This window comes from Pseudoclavibacter sp. Marseille-Q434, from assembly GCF_050315415.1.
In the GTDB taxonomy this organism is placed as follows: domain Bacteria; phylum Actinomycetota; class Actinomycetes; order Actinomycetales; family Microbacteriaceae; genus Pseudoclavibacter.
The window spans coordinates 597671-617214 of sequence record NZ_JBNPQH010000001.1 but is presented as its reverse complement, the minus strand read 5'-3'; the positions used below and the strand labels follow the sequence as shown (position 1 = coordinate 617214).

The window sequence follows — 19544 nt, the reverse complement described above, 5'->3', positions numbered from 1 at the left end:
CACGGCACGCGGAAGAATATCCGCGTGCCGTGCTTCGGGGCTGGACGACGCCGCGTCCAGTGCGCTGTCAGTGCTGAGCCGGGGGCTGCTGACCGTAGGGCTGCTGGTTCTCGGGGGCCCGGCCAAGCGGCGGCTGCTGAACGGGAGGCTGCCCGTACGGCTGCTGCGCCGGGGCCTGACCGTACGGCTGCTGCCCATACGGCTGCTGCGCCGGGGCCTGACCATAGGGCTGCTGGCCGTTGGGCTGGGCCGGGGCCTGACCATAGGGCTGGGCGGGAGTCTGTCCGTAGCCCGACTGCACCGGTGCCTGTCCGTACGCCTGCCCCTGGGCCCCAGGCGCGTAACCGACTGCGCCCTGCTGCTGGCCGTACTGGCCACCGAGGTTCATGAGTGCCGGGTTCCAACGCGAGCTGTCGAAGCCGATGATGGCGAGCCACACGATGGGAAGGAAGATGTAAAGCAGCACCCAGACGCCGCTCTTGCCGAAGCCAAGACCGATGCGGTAGGCGGCGATCGCCATGAGGACGACGAGCGCGATGTTGACGCCGGGGATGAAGCCGACGAGGACCCACCAACCGGGGAAGCCCGCGGCCTCGACGAATGTCCACGAGTTGTAGACCGGAACCCAGGCCTTCCAGGCCTCGATGCCCATCTTCGTGAACACCTTCGACATGATCCACGCGGTGAGCGCGTACGCGCCGAGCACGATGACGAGCCACAGGAGGATCCCGAGGGCGCCGATACCGGCAGCAGCCTGATCGCCGTAAGCGATGATTTCCATTGAGGAGTCACTTTCTGATATTCAATCGATGTCTGCGTCGAGCGCGGGGAGTGCGCATGAGCCAGAAATCGCAGACATGGTACAAAGTAGCGGCGTTTCAACGACTTTGTCGATGGGGAGCGCTCCCCTGCGCGCCTGTGTTCGGCAACACCGATGCCCCTCGTGGAGAGATCAATGGCCTTCCGGCACGATCAGCCGCGCGGCGCCCGGTCCTGTTGGTTCGAGTTCCCAACCGGCCTCGCGGCAGAAGTCCGACAGCTCTTCCGCATCCTGCAGCGCCGCCGCCCGGTCGGGCTGCGATGAGGCGCGCGTGATGAGACCGCGGGTGAAGAGGCCCTTGCCTCGCTTGTTGAAGTGGTTGAGTGAGCGCACGGCGCCGTCGGCGGACCTCGAGACGACGTCGATGGACACATGCTGCTGAGCGGCTTCGACGGGCCCGAGCGCGGAATACGCCTTTGATCGAAGGTCCACCACAAGACCTCTGTGCGCCGACAGCGCCTGGCTCGCCGCTGGAGCCCACCGGCGTGCGGCCGCGACACCGCCGAGCCGTGACGCCGCAGAGAGCCGGTAGGCGGGGATGCCTTCTCCCCCGCCGACGAGCCCGAACAGGGCGGAGTGAACCGCCACGTGGTGCGCCGCCCAGCTCAGCTGGGACGCCGTCAGGGTCGGGGCGTCGAGGGCGTCGTAGAGCACACCTGTATACCGGAGCAGCGCTGGCATGCGAGGGGCTGAGCGGAGCGTGCGGTTCCTGTTGAGTTCGATCTCCGCTTGCTTCTCGGAGATCTTGAGCACTTTGCGGGCTGTCTCGCGGTTGTGGGAGAGGCTGTGCAGCTCGCTGACGACGAGCTCGCGCGTCGCCGCGAATGTCTCCGACCAGCTGAGCCCGCCTGCTTCCGGGCTCTCGACCAATTCGCCCGTGAACGCAGCGTTGCCGCCGTCCCGTTTGGTTTCGGACGGCGGCAACAGCAGCAGGAGACCTTCGGTCACTCCCCGGAGACGAGTTCAGCCTCGCCGGCGACGACCGTGACGACGTCGCTGTTCACCGAGAGGAAGCCGCCCTCGGCGTTGGCGACGATCTTCGATCCGTCGGAAGCCGTGATGCGAACCTGTCCGGCACCCAGGGCAGCGAGCACAGGCTCGTGGCCGGAGAGGATTCCGATCTCGCCCTCGGAGGTGCGAGCGACGACCATGGTCGCGCTGCCTTCCCAGACGAGCTTGGTTGCTTCGACGACCTTGACGGTCAGTTCGCCTTTGCCTGCCATGACTATGCGTTGTCCTTCTGCATCTGCGCCCACTTCTCTTCGACGTCGTTGATTCCACCGACGTTGAAGAAGGCCTGCTCGGCGACGTGGTCGAAGTCACCCTTGGCGATGGCGTCGAACGACTCGATGGTCTCCTTGAGCGGAACCGTCGAACCCTCGACACCCGTGAACTTCTTCGCCATGTAGGTGTTCTGCGAGAGGAACTGCTGGATGCGGCGAGCGCGGGAGACGGTGATCTTGTCTTCCTCGGAGAGCTCGTCGACACCGAGGATCGCGATGATCTCCTGCAGTTCCTTGTTCTTCTGGAGGATCTGCTTGACCTCGGTCGCAACCCGGTAGTGGTCGGCACCCAGGTAACGGGGGTCGAGGATGCGGCTCGTCGACGTGAGCGGGTCGATGGCCGGGTAGAGGCCCTTCGAGGCGATCTCTCGCGAGAGCTCCGTCGTGGCGTCGAGGTGGGCGAACGTCGTCGCGGGGGCCGGGTCGGTGTAGTCGTCAGCAGGCACGTAGATGGCCTGGAGCGACGTGATCGAGTGACCACGCGTGGACGTGATGCGCTCCTGGAGCACACCCATCTCGTCGGCGAGGTTGGGCTGGTATCCAACGGCGGAGGGCATGCGGCCGAGCAGCGTGGAGACCTCGGAACCGGCCTGCGTGAAGCGGAAGATGTTGTCGATGAAGAGCAGCACGTCCTGCTTCTGCACGTCGCGGAAGTACTCAGCCATGGTGAGGGCCGAGAGTGCGACGCGGAGTCGAGTTCCCGGCGGCTCGTCCATCTGGCCGAATACGAGCGCGGTCTTGTCGAAGACGCCTGCTTCTTCCATCTCGTAGATGAGGTCGTTGCCCTCACGCGTGCGCTCGCCGACACCGGCGAACACCGAGACGCCGCCGTGGTCCTGTGCGACGCGCTGGATCATCTCCTGGATGAGGACGGTCTTGCCGACGCCGGCTCCACCGAAGAGGCCGATCTTTCCACCCTGGACGTACGGGGTGAGCAGGTCGATGCTCTTGATGCCGGTCTCGAAGAGCTCGGTCTTCGACTCGAGCTGGTCGAAGGCCGGGGGCTCGCGGTGGATGGGCCAGCGCTCGGTGATCTCGTAGGGCTCGGAGATCATCGTCTCGTTGAGCACTTCACCGGTGACGCTGAAGACCTTGCCCTTGGTGACGTCGCCGACGGGCACCGAGATGGGGGCTCCTGTGTCGCGGACTTCCTGGCCGCGGACGAGTCCGTCGGTCGGCTTGAGCGCGATGGCGCGGACGAGGTCGTCGCCGAGGTGCTGTGCGACCTCGAGCGTGAGCTTGAGCGACTGGTCGCCGAGGCTGACCTCGGTCTCGAGCGCGTGGTAGATGCCTGGGATGGCGTCATGCGGGAACTCGATGTCGACAACGGGACCCGTGACACGGGCGATCCGGCCGACACCGGCCGGAGCCTTCGTGTCTTCCCTGTCGGAGACGATGTGCGTCGTCATGTCTTGTCCTTTTCTTGCGTGTTCGCGCGGTTATGCGGTTGCGAGCGCGTCCGCGCCGCCCACGATCTCGGAAATCTGCTGCGTGATCTCTGCCTGGCGCGCGTTGTTCGCGAGCCTGGTGTAGTCGCGCACCAGGGTGTCTGCGTTGTCGGAAGCCGCGCTCATCGCGCGCTGACGGGCAGCGTGCTCGGATGCGGCGGAGTGCAGCATGGCGTTGAAGAGCCGCGCCTGGATGTAGTCGGGAAGCAGTGCGTGGAGCACCGTCTCCGCATCCGGCTCGAACTCGTACAGCGGGAGCAGCGGGGCCTCTTCCGCGACGTCGTCGCTTTCGACGACCTCGAGCGGCAGGAGCCGCACGACGGTCGGCGTCTGCGTGACCATCGACTGGAACCGGTTGTAGACGTAGTGGATCTCCTCCACGCCGCCTTCTTCGAACGGAATCGTGAACCGTTCGACCAGTGCCTCGCCGAGCTCCTTCGCGGTCTGGAAGACCGGGAGGTCCGTCGAGCCCGTCCACTGCTTCTCGCTCGCGCGCTTGCGGAAGGCGAAGTAGCCGACCGCCTTGCGCCCGATGAGGTAGTGGACGACTTCCTTGCCCTCTGATTCGAGGAGGTTCGTGAGGCCCTCGGCCTCGCGAAGCACGCTCGAGGAGAAGGCTCCGTTGAGGCCTCGGTCGCTCGTGAAGACGACGACCGCGACGCGGCGGACCTCTTCACGCTCGGTGACGAGGATGTGATCGATGTCCGTGTAGCTGGCCACTGCCGAGACTGCCTCGGTGATCGCCTGCGCGTACGGGTTCGACTCGGCCATGCGTTTCCGCGCCTTGGTGATGCGCGAAGTGGCGATCAGCTCCATGGCGCGGGTGACCTTCTTCATCGTCTGGGCAGACTTGATCTTCTGCCGGTAGACCCGAAGTTGTGCTCCCATGCTTCTCCTGTGCTCGTCGTCGAAGTCGTCGAGGGCGCCTAGCGGCGCTTCTTGACGATCTTCTCCTGCTCGATCTCGTCAGCGGCGACCTGTTCGGCGCTTGCGACGAGCGGAGTTCCGTCGTTCTTGAGGTACGTCTTCACGAAGGCGTCGACACCGTCGGCCATGGCCTTCAGCGTGTCGTCTTCGAGCTTCCCGCTGTCGCGGAGGAGGCTGAGGACGTCGGTGTTGCGCTCGAGGTACTCGAGGAGCTCGCGCTCGAAGCGGAGCACCTCGTCGACCGGGACGAGGTCGAGCTTGCCGTTGGTTCCGGCCCAGATCGCGACGACCTGCTGCTCGACGGGGTACGGCGAGTACTGCGGCTGCTTGAGGAGCTCGGTGAGGCGTGCGCCACGCTCGAGCTGCTTGCGCGTCGTCGCGTCGAGGTCGGACGCGAACATCGCGAAGGCCTGCTGCGAACGGTACTGGGCGAGCTCGAGCTTGAGCGTTCCCGAGACCTTCTTGATGTGCTTCTGCTGCGCGTCGCCACCGACTCGCGAGACGGAGATTCCGACGTCGACCGCAGGACGCTGGTTGGCGTTGAAGAGGTCGGACTGGAGGAAGATCTGGCCGTCCGTGATCGAGATCACGTTGGTCGGGATGTACGCGGAGACGTCGTTGGCCTTCGTCTCGATGATCGGAAGACCGGTCATCGAGCCTGCACCCATCGCGTCGGAGAGCTTCGCGCAACGCTCGAGCAGACGGGAGTGCAGGTAGAACACGTCACCCGGGTAGGCCTCGCGGCCCGGCGGGCGGCGCAGGAGGAGCGAGACGGCGCGGTAGGCCTCAGCCTGCTTCGACAGGTCGTCGAAGACGATGAGGACGTGCTTGCCCTCGTACATCCACTGCTGGCCGATGGCCGAGCCGGTGTACGGAGCGAGGTACTTGAAGCCTGCAGGGTCGGATGCGGGAGACGCGACGATCGTCGTGTACTCCATTGCTCCGGCGTCTTCCAGCGCGCCCTTGACGGAGGCGATGGTCGAGCCCTTCTGGCCGACGGCGACGTAGATGCAGCGAACCTGCTTGTTGACGTCGCCCGACTCCCAGTTGGCCTTCTGGTTGATGATGGCGTCGATCGCGATGGCCGTCTTGCCGGTCTGGCGGTCGCCGATGATCAGCTGTCGCTGGCCACGGCCGACGGGGATCATCGCGTCGATGGCCTTGATGCCGGTCTCGAGTGGCTCGTGCACCGACTTGCGGTCCATGACGCCTGGAGCCTGGAGCTCGAGGGCGCGGCGACCGGACGTCGCGATCTCGCCGAGTCCGTCGATCGCGTTCCCGAGCGGGTCGACGACGCGGCCGAGGTAGCCGTCGCCGACTGGGACGGAGAGGACCTCGCCGGTGCGGCGGACTTCCATGCCCTCGACGATGCCCTGGAACTCGCCGAGGACGATGACGCCGATGCTGCTCTCGTCGAGGTTCTGGGCCAGACCGAGCGTTCCGTCGGCGAAGGTGATGAGCTCGTTGGCCATGACGCCAGGGAGACCCTCGACGTGCGCGATGCCGTCCGAGGCGTCAACCACGGTGCCGACCTCGGTCGCCGTGGCGCCTTCCGGACGGTATGAGGAAGCGAACTGCTGAAGCGCGTCGCGGATCTCATCCGGATTGATTGTGAGTTCTGACATGTTCTTCCCTTGTCGTCCGGGGCCTCGCCCCGAGAGTTTCAGTGCGTGAGGCTCAGGCGAGCTGCAGGCGGAGGTTGTTGAGTCGAGCGGCGACGCTGTCGTCGATCACGTCATCGCCAAGCTGCACGCGCAGGCCGCCGATGATCTTCGGGTCGATGACCGTCGTGACGGAGACGCGTCGGTTGAAGCGACGCGTCAGTCCCGCCTCGAGCTTCGCAAGCTGCTCGGGGGCGAGCGGACTCGCCACCGTGACCGTTGCGACCGAGCGGCCTGCCTGGTCGGCAACCACTTCGCCAGCCCACGTGAGGAGGCGGCGCGTGCGGCGACCGAGCGGGTTGCCCACGAGCTCACGGAGGATCAGGAGGCTTGGCGCGCTGATCTTGCCCGCGAAGAGGCGTTCGATGAGCTGCGACTTGACAGCCGAGTCTCCGAGGCGCGACCCGAGCGTGAGCTCGAGCTCCGGGTTGGCGCTGATCGTGTCAGCGACCGTGGTGAGCTCGCCGGCGATCGCCGACTGCTCTCCTGCGGTCTGGGCCGTGGCACGGACTGCGAGTTCCTGCAGGCCGAGCGCGAACTCATGGTTGCTCGACCAGGTCTGGCTGACAGCGTCCTGGAGGAGCTGCAGCGCACGCGGGCCGAGGTGCGATCCGAAGACCTTCCCTGCGAGCTCGCGCCTGGCGCTGACGTCGGCGGCGGGGTTGGACAGTGCTGCGAGGAGGTGCTGGTTGGCGCCCGCCGCGTTGACCGCCGCGAACACCTGCTCAGCATCTCCAAGCTCTGCCTGGCCCCAGCCGTCGACGCTGTTCTTGAGGGCTGCCAGTGCGTGTCTGGTCGCGCTTCCCATCAGCTGTGCGTTCCTGCCTTCTGGTCGTTGTCGAGGTCGCTCAGGAACCGGTCGACGTAGGCCGTCGAACGGCTGTCCTCGCGCAGGCTCTCACCGACGACGCCGGAGGCGAGGTCGAGTGCGAGCGTGCCCACCTCGGCGCGGAGCGAGACGATCGCCGTCTGGCGCTCCGCCTCGATCTGCGCCTTTGCGGAAGCGGTCATCCGGTCGAGCTCAGCCTGCGTCTCGGCCTTCTTCTGGACCTTGATCTGGTCTGCGTCGACGCGAGCCTGCTCGCGGATCTCCGCGGCTTCGGTTCGCGCGGCGGCGAGAAGCTTCTCGTTCTCGTCGCGCTTGGCAGCGGCCTCGGCCTGAGCGATCTCCGCCTTGCGGATGCCGCCCTCGATCTGCGCTTCGCGCTCGTCGAGAACCTTGCGGAGTGCCGGGATGGCGAACTTCCAGAAGAAGAATCCGAGCACAACGAAGACGACCAACGACCAGACAATGTCATACGTAGCGGGAAGGAGGACGTTGCCGCCCTCTTCCGCTGCGAGCGTCGACGTTGCCGCCGACAGTACGAAGGTGCTCATGTGCGGACCCGCTTACTGGAAGATGAAGAACGTTGCGACGCCGATGAAGGCGAGCAGCTCGGTGAAGGCGATACCGAGGAACATGGTGACCTGGAGGCGGCCAGCCATCTCGGGCTGACGTGCCATGGCCTCGACGGTCTTGCCGGCGACGATACCGATGCCGATGCCGGGGCCGATTGCAGAGAGGCCGTAGCCGACGGTAGCGATGTTGCCGGAGATCTCGGCGAGCGTGGTGGTTTCCACAGGGGTTTCCTTCCGTATGGGTGGTGAAGCAGGGTGCTTCGCGTGAGTCAGGTGGGTCTTAGTGGCTCTTGGCGGCGGCCTGCTGGATGAAGACCGCGGTCAGGAGGGTGAATACGAAGGCCTGGAGGACCGACGCGAGGATCTCGACGAGCGTCATGACGAAGCCGCCAAGGAGCGTGGGGATGCCGAACAGCATGTCGAGGGGGCCGCCTGGGCCGTTCATCGAGTACTGGATGACGAAGAAGTTCGTCGCGCTGAACGTCAGGACGAGCAGGAGGTGGCCGACCATCATGTTGAGGAAGAGTCGCAGGGCGAGCGACACGGGGCGCACGATGAAGATGTTGATGAACTCGATCGGCGTCAGGAGGATGTACATCGGCCACGGCACACCGCTCGGGAAGAGCGCGTTCTTGAAGAACGTTCCGGGCCCGGCCTCGCGGAAGCCCGCGTAGATGAAGGCGATGTACGAGACGACGGCCAGCACGAGCGGCATGCCGATGAGCGCGGTTCCGGCGATGTTCAGGCCGGGGATGATGCCGGTGATGTTCATCGCGAAGATGCCGAAGAACATGGCGGAGAGCAGCGGCAGGTACTTATGGCCGAGCTTCTCTCCGAGGATGCCGTCCGCGATCTGCGACTTCACGAAGCCGATGGCGATCTCAGCGAGCGACTGTCCCTTGCCCGGGATGACCTTCGGGCTGCGCAGTGCAAGCCAGAAGAGGAGCAGGAGGATCGCGATCGCGAAGAGCCGCACGAGGATGATGCGGTTCAGCTCGAAGGGGGTGCCGGCGAACGCCACTGCCTCGAGGAAGAACTCGTGGTCAAGCGACGGCGGGTGGAAGATGCTGTTGTCCTCCGCGGCAGCGATGAAAACTGGCAGATTCAGGGCTGAGGCGAACAGAGCACTCTCCTGTCTCGGGGCGCAGCTGTCTTTGCTGCGCTTCGATGAGTTCGGGCGGGTGAGCACACGAGAAGGACCCCTTCTCGGCGCACCTGGATCAGCCTATCAAGAAATCCCCAGGCAGGAGTGCAGTTCGGGCCTCCAGAGCCAACTTTTCTACTATTTGTCGTCGCCGGGCAGGCGCACGTCGCTGACGTTGCCCATCCGCCCGCGCACGACGCAGACGACGTCCACGATGACCGTCGCGATGACAGCCACGACGAGACACAGCCAGAGGGTGAAGAGGTGGACGATCGGCAGGTCCCTGATGAGGAAGAGCGCGCCGAGGAACACGATGAACTTGAGGATCCAGGCGCCGAGGATGGTCGCCATGAAGAAGATCTGATCGAGGTGCGACGCCAGGATGACGGAGACGACCGTGATACCCGTGAAGAGCAGCGTGATGGCCGCGGCGAAGAGCGCGCTCCACAGGCCGTTGATCCCGACCGCGAAGAAGCCAGCGGCGCCGCCGATGACGGCGACCGCGATGGCGACCACGACGGACCACTTCAGGATGCTCTTGAAGATGGGCACGGAGGTGGGGGTCGTAGAGGAGTTCATGCGTCCATTCCGGATTCTGGTGCTGCCTTGAGCAGCGAGGCGTGTGCATCGGCGAGCTCGTCGTGGGCGTTCTCGCCCGGAGCCTTCTGCGCGTGGCGCTCCCTCGACTTGCGCCGGCTGAGCGGCGCGATCGTCACGAGCGTGCAGAGCACGAAGCCGACGACGACGAAGCCGATGACGAGGCCGATGGGGATCGAGATCAGATCGGCGGCGAACGCCATGAGCGCCCCCACCGAGACGACAGCCGTCCAGGAGTAGAAGACCACGACCGCCCAGCGCTGGGAGTGACCCATGTCGAGCAGGCGGTGGTGGAGGTGCTTCCTGTCGGCGGTGAAGGGCGACTTGCCCGCGCGCATCCGTCGGAACACGGCGAGGGAGAAGTCGAGCAGCGGCACGATCAGCACCGCGAACGGGATGATCATGGGCAGGAAGGCGGGCCAGAGCTCCGTGCGGCTGATCGTCTGCGGGTCGACTTCGCCCGTGACCGCGACAGCGCTGGCGGCCATGAGGAGCCCCACGAGCAGCGCTCCCCCATCCCCCATGAACATCTTCGACGGGTACCAGTTGAGGACCAGGAAGCCGAGGCAGATGCCGATCACGATCGCCGAGAGCAGCGCACCCATCGTGAAGCGCCCCGTCTGCCCCGCGAACTCGCTGAGCACGTAGCTGTAGACGAGGAACACGCCGTTCGCGATGATCGCGACTCCGGCCACGAGCCCGTCGAGCCCGTCGATGAAGTTGACGGCGTTCATCACCAGGACGACGGCGAGCACCGTGATGGCGATCGACATCCACTGGGAGCCGACCGTGATGCCCCCGATCGGGAGCGAGGTGATCGCGACGCCCTGCCAGGCGAGAAGGATGGCGGCGAGGATCTGGCCTGCGAGCTTCGTCATCCAATCGAGGTCGATGAAGTCGTCGATGACGCCGATCAGCACGATGAGGGACGCGGCGCCGACGAGGGCCCATACCCGTCCCGGCTGTTCGAAGACGAGCGAGAAGAACGGGATCTGCGAGGCCGCGGCGAGCGCGAGCAGCATGCCGACGAACATCGCGACGCCGCCGAGTCTCGGCTTGGGTGTCGTGTGGACGTCCCTGTCGCGGACAGGCGGGTACCACTTGTAGCGCATCGCGAGTCGCCAGACCACGTAGACGAGCACAAGCGTGACGAGCGCCGTGCCGACCACGAGGGCGAGGTAGATCCGCACGCTAGGACTCGTGCCCCGTCGACGGCTTCGGCTGCGCCTCGGGTGCGCTGGCCACCTGCTCCGGGTTCGCAGCGACGACTGCCGGCTGTGTTTCTCCTGCCGGCTCCGGCACGGTTGCCGGTTCCGCTTCGACTGCCGGTTCCGCCGCCGGGGCATCGACCGGCGCGAGCTTGTCTCCGAGCACCTCTTCGATGAGCTCGCGTGAAAGCGCTCCCTGTCGGACGATGCGGGCGGGTTCACCGCGCGTCAGCGGGGTCGCATCGACGATCGTGGAGGGCTCGCCCCCTGCCGGGCCACCGTCGAGGAACACACCGACGACCTCGCCGAGGGCATCAAGCGCCTCCTGCGCCGTCGTCGCCGCGGGCTCGCCGTGCTTGTTGGCGCTCGAGACGGCGAGCGGTCCGGTCTCCTTGAGCAGCTCGCGTGCGAGGCGGCTGTCGGGGATGCGCAGGGCGACCGTTCCGTTCGTCTCGCCGAGGTCCCACTGCAGCGAGCCCCTGGCCTGCAGGATGACGGTGAGGGGGCCCGGCGTGAAGCGCTCGAAGAGCTGCCGCGCGAGCGCGGGGACGTTCTCGGCGAGCGCGTCGAGCGTCTCGTGGTTCGCCACGAGCACCGGCGGCGGGGTCGCGCGTGTGCGCCCCTTGGCGTCCAGCAGACGCTGGACGGCAGATGCCGAGAAGGCATCGGCCGCGATGCCGTAGACCGTGTCGGTCGGCATGACGATGACCTCGCCGCTCGCGATGGCCGTGCGTGCCGCGCGGACCGCTGCCAGGAGGTCGAGTGAGTCTGTGGTGGCGTAGATCTGTCCCATTCTTCGTCACATGATAGTCGGCTGGCCGCTTCCACCCTGGCCCGACGCGGAGAGCACCGCGGATGTGATGCGGTCCCTGCCGGTGAGGTCCTGACCGGTGGCGGCGTCGATGAAGCCGGCGTCGGCGAAGATCTGTCTGATCTCCGCCCCCTGGGAGTCCTCGTGCTCGACGATGAGCACGCCGCCCCGAGCGAGCGAAGCGGACGACCAGGTCGCGACCTCCCGGATGAAGTCGAGGCCGTCGGCTCCGGAGTAGAGCGCGTCGTCGGGGTCGTGTCGCCAGACCTCGCGGCTCTCCGGCCGATTCGCGGCGGGCACGTACGGCGGGTTGGAGACGACGAGATCAAGCGATCCGGGCGGCACCGCCGAGAAGGCGCGCGCGGCATCTCCGAAGAACGCGTTCACCTGCCCGCCGCCGAACGCCTCGACGTTCGCGCGCAGCCAGGGCCAGGCGGCACTCGAACGCTCGATCGCCGTCATGCGGATGCGACCGTGCGTCCGGGCGACGCCGAGCGCCACCGCCCCGCTCCCGGAGCCGACATCGATGCCCGCCAGGTCGGTGCCGTTCGAATCCTGGCCGAGCAGGGACACCGCGGCGGTCACGAGCGATTCGGTCTCGGGCCGCGGGACGAAGACCCCCGGGCCGACGGCGAGCTCCATGTCGAGGAAGGGCGCCACGCCGAGCACATGCTGGAGGGGCTCGCGACGGGCTCGCCTCGCCGCCGCAGCACCTACCTCCAGTGCTTCCTGCTCCGACAGCTCTCGGCCGAGCAGCGAGCGCATCTGCACCTCGCCACGTGAGATGCCGAGCACACCCGCGAGCAGCAGGTCCGCTTCGACGCTGCTCTCGGCGATGCCGGCCGCCTTCAGCTGTTCGCGAACCAGCTTTCTCTGCGCGTCTACGTGCAAGATCATGGAGAGAGTCTCCCGCACATTGACTCGCAGCGTCATGCACGGCACTCGCGCGCGAGATGATTGGGACGATTGACGCGGGCGAACGCTGCCAGCGACACCCACGAAGTTCACACAGCATCCCAGAAGGGCACGAAGTGACTGGAAAGATCTACAACGACATCACCGAGGTCGTCGGCCGCACCCCGCTCGTCAAGCTCGGTCGCATCAACGAGACCGGCGCGAACATCTTCGCCAAGCTCGAGTTCTTCGGGCCCGGGTCGTCGGTGAAGGACCGCCTCGGCCTCGGCATCATCCGCGCAGCTGAGCAGAGTGGCGAGCTGCAGCCGGGTGGCACCATCGTCGAGGGCACCTCGGGCAACACCGGCATCGCGCTCGCGATGCTCGGCGCGTCTCGCGGCTACCGCGTCATCCTCGCCATGCCCGAGACCATGTCGATCGAACGCCGACAGCTGCTCAAGGCGTTCGGCGCCGAGCTCGTCCTCACGCCCGGCCCCGAGGGCATGCGTGGCGCCGTCGCCCGCGCCAAGCAGATCGTCGACGAGACGCCGGGCGCGATCCTCGCTCGCCAGTTCGAGAACGAGGCGAACGTCCAGATCCACCGCGAGACCACTGCCGAGGAGATCTGGGCAGACACCGACGGCGAGATCGACATCTTCGTCGCGGGCGTCGGCACGGGCGGAACGATCTCCGGCGTCGGACAGGTGCTCAAGGAGCGCAAGCCCGAGGTCAAGATCGTCGCCGTCGAGCCGAAGGACTCGCCGCTCCTCACCGAGGGCAAGGCCGGCCCCCACAAGATCCAGGGCCTCGGCGCCAACTTCGTTCCGGACGTGCTCGACCGCGATGTCATCGACGAGGTCCTCGACGCGACGCTCGAGGACAGCATCCGCGTCTCCCGCGCCCTGACCTCGACCGAGGGCATCTTCAGCGGCATCTCGAGCGGAGCGAACCTCTGGGCGGCTCTCGAGATCGCGAAGCGTCCCGAGAATGCCGGGAAGAACATCGTGGTGATCATCTGCGACACCGGCGAGCGCTACCTCTCGACGGTGCTCTTCGACGACCTCCGCGACTAGCGAGTGGCACTGGCAACACCACGTCGAACGCCGGCACCCCAAGGTGTCGGCGTTTGGCGTCGCGTCAGGGAGGACATCGCGGCGACCCGGAAGAACGATCCGGCGGCCCGTTCCAAGGCCGAGATCGTGATCAACTACTCGGGCATGCACGCGCTCTGGCTGCACCGGATCGCCCACCGACTGTGGATGCGCGCTGACACGAAGCTGCTCGCACGCACGCTCTCGCAGTTCAATCGCTTCGCGACGGGCGTCGAGATCCACCCGGGCGCGCAGATCGGTCGCCGGGTCGTCATCGACCACGGCATGGGCATCGTCATCGGCGAGACCGCGGTCGTCGGAGACGACGTGCTCATCTACCACGGGGTCACCCTGGGCGGCACCTCCGGCCACCGCGTGAAGCGGCACCCCACCGTGGGCAGCCGGGTGCTCATCGGCGCCGGGGCGAAGCTGCTCGGCAACATCACGATCGGCGACGACTCGCGGATCGGTGCGAACGCCGTGGTCACGCGGGACGCACCCGCGAACTCGGTGCTCACGGGTGTGCCAGCTCGCGTCCGTCAGCGCACTCCCGCCGAGCAGGACCTCGTCGGGTACTACGAGATCTAAAAGATCTCAAGGGTCCCAGCCCCGGGACAGCGAAACGGCGGCCAGCAGTGCTGGCCGCCGTTTCGGTGCGATGTGAGCGTCGACCTCAGTCGTCGCTGCCGGAGAGGGCCGCGAGACGTGCCTCCTCGTCGGCGGCGATCGCCGACTGGATGACGGGCCCGAGGGCTCCGTTCATGACGTGGTCGAGGTTGTACGCCTTGTACCCGGTGCGGTGGTCCGCGATGCGGTTCTCCGGGAAGTTGTACGTGCGGATGCGCTCCGAACGGTCCATCGTGCGGATCTGCCCGGATCGCGCCTCCGACTCCGCTGCCGCGATCTGCTCCTGCTGGTGGGCGAGGAGCCTCGCGAGCAGCACGCGCATGCCGGCTGCGCGGTTCTGGATCTGGCTCTTCTCGTTCTGCATCGACACCACGATTCCCGTGGGGATGTGCGTGATGCGCACGGCAGAGTCGGTCGTGTTGACCGACTGGCCGCCGGGGCCGGACGAGCGGAAGACGTCGATCTTGAGGTCGTTGGGGCTGACCTCGATCTCCTCCGGCTCGTCGACCTCAGGGAACACGAGGACGCCAGTGGTCGACGTGTGGATGCGTCCCTGCGACTCGGTCGCGGGGACCCTCTGCACGCGATGCACGCCACCCTCGTACTTGAGACTCGCCCAGACGCCGAGCGCCGGGTCGTTGGCATTGCCCTTGATCGCGACCTGCACGTCCTTGAAGCCCCCGAGGTCGCTCTCCGTCGAGGAGATCATCTCGGTCTTCCAGCCGCGCTGCTCCGCGTAGTGCGAGTACATGCGGAGGAGGTCGGCTGCGAAGAGCGCCGATTCCTCGCCGCCTTCACCGCCCTTGATCTCCATGATGACGTCACGTCCGTCGTCGGGGTCGCGCGGGATGAGGAGTCGCCGCAGCTTCTCCTGCGCGACACGCAGGTTCTCCTCCAGCACGGGGACTTCCTCGGCGAACGACTGGTCCTCCTTGGCGAGTTCCCTGGCGGCCTCGAGGTCGTCCTCGAGCTCGGCGCGGGAGGCGTCCGCCGCGAGGATCTGCGCGAGCTGGGCATACCGACGGTTGACCTTCTTCGCGCGCGCCGGGTTGGCGTGCAGCTCAGGGTCGGCCAGCTGCTCTTGCAGGTCCTCGTGCTCGGCTCGAAGCTGCCGAACGGAGTCGGCCATCTCGTGTCTGGCCATGACTATGCCTTGGCGGCGCGGATGGGCTGCTTCGCGACAGAGGCGAGGAACTCCGCGTTGGTGCTCGTGCCTGCGACGCGGGCGAGCACGGCCTCGAGCAGCAGGAGCGGGTCGCCGCCTGTGAGGGCTCGGCGGATGCTCCAGGTCGCCTCGACCTCCTGCTGCGTGAGCAGCTGCTCCTCGCGGAGCGTCTGGGAGTGCGAGATGTCGATGGCGGGGAAGACGCGCTTGTCGGCGATGTCGCGGGACAGGCGCAGCTCCATGTTGCCCGTGCCGGCGAACGACTCGAGGATCGTGTCTTCCGTCTTGGAGCCGGTGCCGATCATGGCCGTGGCGAGGATCGTGAGGGACCCGCCGTTCTCGACGTTCTTGGCTGAGCCGAAGAAGCGGCGAACCGGGGTCAGCGCGGAGGCGTCCACGCCACCAGGCAGGATGCGACCGGATGCGGGAGCCGCGAGGTTGTAGGCGCGGCACAGCTGGGTCACGCCGTCGAGCAGCACGACCACGTCGTGGCCGAGCTCGACGAGGCGCTTCGCCCGCTCGATGGCGAGCTCCGCGACGGTGGTCTGGTCGTCGGCGGGGAGGTCGAACGTGGCCGCGACGACCTCGCCCTGGATGGTGCGCTGCATGTGCGTCACCTCTTCCGGACGCTCGTCGATGAGGACGACCATGAGGTGCACGTCGGGGCTGTTCTTCGCAACTGCGGCGGCGACCTGCTCGAGCACGATGGACTTGCCCGATTTCGGCGGTGCGACGATGAGGCCGCGGGTCCCCTTGCCGATGGGGGCGAAGAGGTCCATGAGGCGAGTGGCGACGCGGTCCTCGCTCGTCTCGAGGCGCAGTCGCTCCTGGGGGTACAGGGCGGTCAGCGAGTCGAAGTCGGGGCGCTGGCGCGGCTCTTCCGGCGACTGGCCGTTGATGGCGTCGAAGCGCACGATGGCGTTGAACTTCTGACGGCCGTGCTGGTTCTCGCCCTCGCGCGGCTGGCGGATGGCGCCGACGACGGCGTCGCCCTTGCGCAGCTGGTACTTCTTGACCTGCGCGAGCGACACGTAGACGTCGTTCGGGCCTGGCAGGTAGCCGCTCGTGCGCACGAAGGCATAGTTGTCGAGCACGTCGAGGATGCCCGCGATGGGGAGGAGCACGTCGTCCGCTGCGATCTCGGGCTCGGTGTCCTCCGCTCCCCCGCGTCCGCGCTTGCGGTCGCGGTAGCGACCGCCGCGGCCACGACGCTGCTCGTCCGTCTCGTCGTCAGCGGGCGTGTCCTGTGCCTGCTGGCCTTCCGCGCGCCCCTGCGCCTGGTCTCCGCCGCGTCCGCGCGAGCGTCCGCGCTGACGGCGCCCGCCCTGCTGCTCGTCATCCTGCGCGTCGCCGTTGGACTCCGTGGCCGGCTCGTCCTGCTTGGCGGCGGGTTCTGCGTTGTCGGTGGTGCTCTGCTCGGTGTCGTTGGTGCGACCACGACGGCCGCGGCCGCGGCCACGCTTCCGCTGGCCTGCGCGTCCCTGGTCCTCGTCGCGTGCGTCGTCCTGCTCCGAGGCCTCGCCGCGTGCGGGAGGGAGGACGAGGTCGTCGAGCGACAGCTCCGGAGCCGCGGGCGCGGCCGGTGCGGTCGCTTCCTGAGCTGCGGAGTCATCGATGACGACGGGCGCTTCCTCATCGGTGAGAGGCGCCGACTCGGCCTGGGTTTCCGCCTCGGGTGCCGTAGCGGCCTCGACCGGTGCGGTATCCGTCTCGACGACGTCAGCTTCGAGCGGTGCCACGTCGGCTTCGACGGCCGGCGCCTCGGGAGCGGCGCTTGCGCGTGCGGCCTCGATGGCGTCGATGAGCGCGCCCTTGCGCAAGCTCCGAGCGCCACGGATCTGCAGACCGGCGGCAAGCGCCTGGAGGTCCGCGACCTTCATGGAAGTGAGCGGAGCTTCCTGCTCCGCAGTGGGTGTCGTGTCAGTCATCTGCTGTGAGTCCTTACCTCTACCGCGTTCTGCGGTGTTCAGATCGAGCGAGCGGGACTTCTCACGCACTCTGAACCACATCGACAGAAATCGAGGGGGGTGCGTACTCCGCTGCTCGGAGAGTTGAAGCTGTCGCGCTGTGCCTACACCGAGAGTGTGGCCGCGTCGCCCGACAGCACCTCCACTGTAGCACCGAGGAAATCAACGGCAGGCATGATGGCGTTCCACTCGGTCTGCGTGTTGGCCTCCGCGACCGCCGCGGCGCGGAGCCGCTGCTCGGGGCTCTCGCAGAGCACGAGCACGCTCGGGCCCGCGCCGGAGACGACTGCGGGCAATCCTGCGGCCCGCAGCTCGGCGACGAGGCCGCTCGTGAAGGGCATGGCGGATGCGCGGTAGCTCTGGTGGAGGCGGTCTTCCGTCGCCTCGAAGAGCAGCTCCGGGCTCTGGACGAGTGCGGCGACGAGCAGGGCGGAGCGGGAGAGGTTGAAGATCGCGTCGGCGTGCGGGACGCTCTCGGGCTGGAGGCTGCGGGCGAGCTTGGTGGACATCGTCTCGGTCGGGATCAGGACGATCGGCGAGACGCCGCGATGCACGAGCAGCTGCTTCGAGCGGGGCCCGTTCTCTCCGACCCAGGCGATCGTCAGACCACCGAAGAGGCACGGCGCGACGTTGTCCGGGTGACCTTCGAGCTCGGTCGCGAATCGCAGGAGCGTGTCCGCGTCGAGCTCCACCTCGTTGGAGACGAGCGCGGCTGCTGCCATGACGCCGGAGACGATCGCGGCGCCAGAGGACCCCATGCCGCGCCCGTGCGGGATCGTGTTGACGGCGTGGATGCGCAGCCCGGGCAGCTCGTAGCCGAGGCCGGTGAGCGTGTGCTCGATCGACTGGACGACGAGGTGCGAGGCGTCGCGTGGCACGCTCTCGGAGCCGACACCTTCCACGTCGATCTCGAGAACGCCAGCCGGCGCGCTCTCGACGACGAGCGTGTCGTAGACGGCAAGCGCGAGACCGAGCGTGTCGAAGCCCGGTCCGAGGTTGGCGCTCGTCGCGGGGACCTTGACTTCGACGCGACGCGCCTGTTCGACCTGCTTCATGCTGCGACTCCTAGGCAGAGGACTGTTGCGATGTGAGTGAATTCGACGGACACCACGGGCGGTGCGTCGTGGTCGGTGGCGCCGGTGGGCCGTGCGCTAGAGCGCGCCCTCGACACGGAGAACCCCCGTGACGCGACGCGATGCCTCGTGAGCGGCCAGGGCCTCGGCGAGGGCCGAGAGGGCTCGTTCGGTTGCGGCGTGCGTGCCGATGACGAGGGTCGCCCCGCCCTCGGCTGAGTCTGCGGAGTGGCCCGCGGGCGAGCCATCCTGACCACCGGCGCTGCGCTGCTCGAGCGTCGAGACCGAGACGCCGAAGTCGCTGAAGACCTTCGCGATCTCCGCGAGCACACCGGGACGGTCGTGCACTTCGAGGATGATCTGGTAGCGGGTCGTGATCTCGCCGACCTCGAGTACCGGCAGGTCCGCGTGCGTCGACTCACCCAGGCCGGGTCCGCCGTTGACGCGGCGCCTGGCGGAGGAGACGAGGTCACCGAGGACGGCCGAGGCGGTCTCCACTCCCCCGGCTCCAGCACCGTAGAACATGAGGTCGCCGGCGGCCTGCGCCTGCACGAAGACGGCGTTGTTCCCGCCGTGCACCGAGGCGAGCGGGTGCTGTTCGTCGACGAGCGCCGGGTAGACGCGCGCCGAGATGCCCTCGACGCCGTCGGAGCCCGTCACGCGCTCGCAGATCGCGAGCAGCTTGACCACGAAGCCAGCCGCCTTCGCTCGCTCGATCTGCTCGATGGTGATCTCCGTGATGCCCTCACGGTGCACGAGCTCGACGGGCACCTCGGTGTGGAAGGCGATGGACGCCAGGATGGCCGCCTTCTGCTGCGCGTCGTAGCCGCCGATGTCGGCCGTCGGGTCTGCTTCGGCGTAGCCGAGTTCGGTCGCGATGCGCAGGGCCTCCTCCAGGGAGTCGCCCCTGGTGTGCATCCGGTCGAGGATGAAGTTAGTCGTGCCGTTCACGATGCCCAGGATGCGCTCGACCCTGTCGCCGGCGAGGCTGTCGCGCAGCGGGCGGATGATCGGGATGGCGCCCGCCACGGCGGCCTCGTACGTGAGCTGCGCGCCGACCCGGCGCGCCTGGTCGAACAGCTCGGGCCCATGCGCCGCGACGAGCGCCTTGTTCGCGGTGACGACGTCGGCGCCCGTGGACAGCGCCAGGGAGATGAGGTGCTTCGCCGGGTCGATGCCGCCCATGAGCTCGATGACGATGTCCGAGCCCAGGATGAGGCGTTCGGCGTCGTCGGTGAACAGCTCCTTGGGCAGGTCGACGTCGCGCTTCGCGTCGACGTTGCGCACCGCGATGCCGGTGAGCAGCAGCGGGGCCCCCACCCTGGCAGCGAGTTCCTCGGCGTTCTCGAGCAGGATGCGGGCGACCTGCGAGCCGACGGATCCCGCGCCAAGCAGGGCGACACGGATGGGTCGGTTCTGGTTCATCGGTT

General features: G+C 67.3%; 20 protein-coding genes. 2 read left to right on the top strand and 18 right to left on the bottom strand.

Annotated elements, in window-relative coordinates; all coding sequences use genetic code 11:
• Window positions 1-67 precede the first annotated feature (67 nt).
• The 14 genes from ACQFZP_RS02955 to prmC all read right to left on the bottom strand — a co-directional run bounded on the left by ACQFZP_RS02955 (window position 68) and on the right by prmC (window position 12194).
• Entirely contained in the window at window positions 68-781 is a 714-nt protein-coding gene (locus ACQFZP_RS02955; protein WP_211890261.1) for a DUF5684 domain-containing protein, read from the bottom strand.
• Window positions 782-952: 171 nt separating this feature from the next.
• A complete protein-coding gene (locus ACQFZP_RS02950) occupies window positions 953-1768 on the bottom strand; it encodes a YaaA family protein (protein ID WP_211890260.1) in 816 nt (271 codons plus the stop codon).
• Window positions 1765-2043 carry a F0F1 ATP synthase subunit epsilon gene (locus tag ACQFZP_RS02945; RefSeq protein WP_104253476.1) on the bottom strand — a complete coding sequence of 93 codons (279 nt, stop codon included), beginning with the start codon at window positions 2041-2043 and terminating at the stop codon, window positions 1765-1767. Before ACQFZP_RS02945 ends, ACQFZP_RS02950 begins: the two co-directional genes overlap by 4 nt.
• 2 nt (window positions 2044-2045) lie before the next feature.
• The gene (gene atpD / locus ACQFZP_RS02940; protein ID WP_104312145.1) at window positions 2046-3512 is read right to left on the bottom strand and encodes a F0F1 ATP synthase subunit beta; all 1467 of its coding nucleotides are present in this window, start codon (window positions 3510-3512) and stop codon (window positions 2046-2048) included.
• A gap of 30 nt (window positions 3513-3542) precedes the next feature.
• The gene (locus tag ACQFZP_RS02935) at window positions 3543-4439 is read right to left on the bottom strand and encodes a F0F1 ATP synthase subunit gamma (RefSeq protein ID WP_179556543.1); all 897 of its coding nucleotides are present in this window, start codon (window positions 4437-4439) and stop codon (window positions 3543-3545) included.
• A 38-nt stretch (window positions 4440-4477) separates the two neighbouring features.
• Window positions 4478-6103, bottom strand: a complete 1626-nt coding sequence (gene atpA / locus ACQFZP_RS02930) for a F0F1 ATP synthase subunit alpha (protein WP_104312147.1) — start codon at window positions 6101-6103, stop codon at window positions 4478-4480.
• Window positions 6104-6155: 52 nt separating this feature from the next.
• On the bottom strand, window positions 6156-6947 hold the full coding sequence (locus tag ACQFZP_RS02925) for a F0F1 ATP synthase subunit delta (RefSeq protein ID WP_179556541.1): 792 nt from the start codon (window positions 6945-6947) through the stop codon (window positions 6156-6158).
• On the bottom strand, window positions 6947-7516 hold the full coding sequence (locus tag ACQFZP_RS02920) for a F0F1 ATP synthase subunit B (protein WP_104312149.1): 570 nt from the start codon (window positions 7514-7516) through the stop codon (window positions 6947-6949). Before ACQFZP_RS02920 ends, ACQFZP_RS02925 begins: the two co-directional genes overlap by 1 nt.
• Before the next feature lie 12 nt (window positions 7517-7528).
• Window positions 7529-7759, bottom strand: coding sequence for an ATP synthase F0 subunit C (atpE, locus tag ACQFZP_RS02915; RefSeq protein WP_104241494.1), 231 nt, complete (start codon window positions 7757-7759; stop codon window positions 7529-7531).
• A 58-nt stretch (window positions 7760-7817) separates the two neighbouring features.
• A complete protein-coding gene (gene atpB, locus ACQFZP_RS02910; protein ID WP_104312599.1) occupies window positions 7818-8645 on the bottom strand; it encodes a F0F1 ATP synthase subunit A in 828 nt (275 codons plus the stop codon).
• Window positions 8646-8819: 174 nt separating this feature from the next.
• Complete coding sequence (locus ACQFZP_RS02905) at window positions 8820-9260, bottom strand: hypothetical protein (protein WP_104312150.1); 441 nt, start codon at window positions 9258-9260, stop codon at window positions 8820-8822.
• Window positions 9257-10468 (bottom strand): MraY family glycosyltransferase, encoded by a 1212-nt coding sequence (locus ACQFZP_RS02900; RefSeq protein ID WP_104312151.1) that lies wholly within the window; start codon window positions 10466-10468, stop codon window positions 9257-9259. Before ACQFZP_RS02900 ends, ACQFZP_RS02905 begins: the two co-directional genes overlap by 4 nt.
• Before the next feature lies 1 nt (window position 10469).
• On the bottom strand, window positions 10470-11279 hold the full coding sequence (locus tag ACQFZP_RS02895) for an L-threonylcarbamoyladenylate synthase (RefSeq protein ID WP_211890259.1): 810 nt from the start codon (window positions 11277-11279) through the stop codon (window positions 10470-10472).
• A gap of 6 nt (window positions 11280-11285) precedes the next feature.
• Entirely contained in the window at window positions 11286-12194 is a 909-nt protein-coding gene (gene prmC / locus ACQFZP_RS02890; RefSeq protein WP_211890258.1) for a peptide chain release factor N(5)-glutamine methyltransferase, read from the bottom strand.
• 134 nt (window positions 12195-12328) lie between these two features.
• Here prmC and cysK point away from each other — a divergent pair, with 134 nt between their 5' ends.
• Window positions 12329-13264 carry a cysteine synthase A gene (cysK, locus tag ACQFZP_RS02885; RefSeq protein WP_244295926.1) on the top strand — a complete coding sequence of 312 codons (936 nt, stop codon included), beginning with the start codon at window positions 12329-12331 and terminating at the stop codon, window positions 13262-13264.
• A gap of 9 nt (window positions 13265-13273) precedes the next feature.
• A complete protein-coding gene (cysE, locus tag ACQFZP_RS02880; RefSeq protein WP_104312600.1) occupies window positions 13274-13870 on the top strand; it encodes a serine O-acetyltransferase in 597 nt (198 codons plus the stop codon).
• 85 nt (window positions 13871-13955) lie between these two features.
• Here the strand turns inward: cysE and prfA are convergent, their stop codons facing one another.
• From prfA to ACQFZP_RS02860, 4 genes are all read right to left on the bottom strand, one after another.
• Window positions 13956-15038, bottom strand: coding sequence for a peptide chain release factor 1 (gene prfA, locus ACQFZP_RS02875; RefSeq protein WP_104312601.1), 1083 nt, complete (start codon window positions 15036-15038; stop codon window positions 13956-13958).
• A gap of 17 nt (window positions 15039-15055) precedes the next feature.
• Window positions 15056-17002, bottom strand: a complete 1947-nt coding sequence (rho, locus tag ACQFZP_RS02870) for a transcription termination factor Rho (RefSeq protein ID WP_104312154.1) — start codon at window positions 17000-17002, stop codon at window positions 15056-15058.
• A 143-nt stretch (window positions 17003-17145) separates the two neighbouring features.
• Window positions 17146-18096: a homoserine kinase gene (gene thrB, locus ACQFZP_RS02865; protein WP_104312155.1), complete on the bottom strand. Its 951-nt coding sequence runs from the start codon at window positions 18094-18096 to the stop codon at window positions 17146-17148.
• A gap of 96 nt (window positions 18097-18192) precedes the next feature.
• Window positions 18193-19539, bottom strand: coding sequence for a homoserine dehydrogenase (locus tag ACQFZP_RS02860; RefSeq protein WP_104312156.1), 1347 nt, complete (start codon window positions 19537-19539; stop codon window positions 18193-18195).
• Between the last annotated feature and the right edge of the window lie 5 nt (window positions 19540-19544).

Excerpts from the sequence above, each read along its gene's own strand:
- ACQFZP_RS02945 (WP_104253476.1), bottom strand. The coding sequence starts at position 2,043 with ATGGCAGGCAAAGGCGAACTGACCGTCAAGGTCGTCGAAGCAACCAAG.
- ACQFZP_RS02920 (WP_104312149.1), bottom strand. The coding sequence starts at position 7,516 with ATGAGCACCTTCGTACTGTCGGCGGCAACGTCGACGCTCGCAGCGGAA.
- ACQFZP_RS02895 (WP_211890259.1), bottom strand. The coding sequence starts at position 11,279 with ATGGGACAGATCTACGCCACCACAGACTCACTCGACCTCCTGGCAGCG.
- thrB (WP_104312155.1), bottom strand. The coding sequence starts at position 18,096 with ATGAAGCAGGTCGAACAGGCGCGTCGCGTCGAAGTCAAGGTCCCCGCG.
- atpD (WP_104312145.1), bottom strand. The coding sequence starts at position 3,512 with ATGACGACGCACATCGTCTCCGACAGGGAAGACACGAAGGCTCCGGCC.
- atpA (WP_104312147.1), bottom strand. The coding sequence starts at position 6,103 with ATGTCAGAACTCACAATCAATCCGGATGAGATCCGCGACGCGCTTCAG.
- prmC (WP_211890258.1), bottom strand. The coding sequence starts at position 12,194 with ATGATCTTGCACGTAGACGCGCAGAGAAAGCTGGTTCGCGAACAGCTG.
- prfA (WP_104312601.1), bottom strand. The coding sequence starts at position 15,038 with ATGGCCGACTCCGTTCGGCAGCTTCGAGCCGAGCACGAGGACCTGCAA.
- ACQFZP_RS02955 (WP_211890261.1), bottom strand. The coding sequence starts at position 781 with ATGGAAATCATCGCTTACGGCGATCAGGCTGCTGCCGGTATCGGCGCC.
- ACQFZP_RS02935 (WP_179556543.1), bottom strand. The coding sequence starts at position 4,439 with ATGGGAGCACAACTTCGGGTCTACCGGCAGAAGATCAAGTCTGCCCAG.
- ACQFZP_RS02925 (WP_179556541.1), bottom strand. The coding sequence starts at position 6,947 with ATGGGAAGCGCGACCAGACACGCACTGGCAGCCCTCAAGAACAGCGTC.
- ACQFZP_RS02860 (WP_104312156.1), bottom strand. The coding sequence starts at position 19,539 with ATGAACCAGAACCGACCCATCCGTGTCGCCCTGCTTGGCGCGGGATCC.
- rho (WP_104312154.1), bottom strand. The coding sequence starts at position 17,002 with ATGACTGACACGACACCCACTGCGGAGCAGGAAGCTCCGCTCACTTCC.
- ACQFZP_RS02905 (WP_104312150.1), bottom strand. The coding sequence starts at position 9,260 with ATGAACTCCTCTACGACCCCCACCTCCGTGCCCATCTTCAAGAGCATC.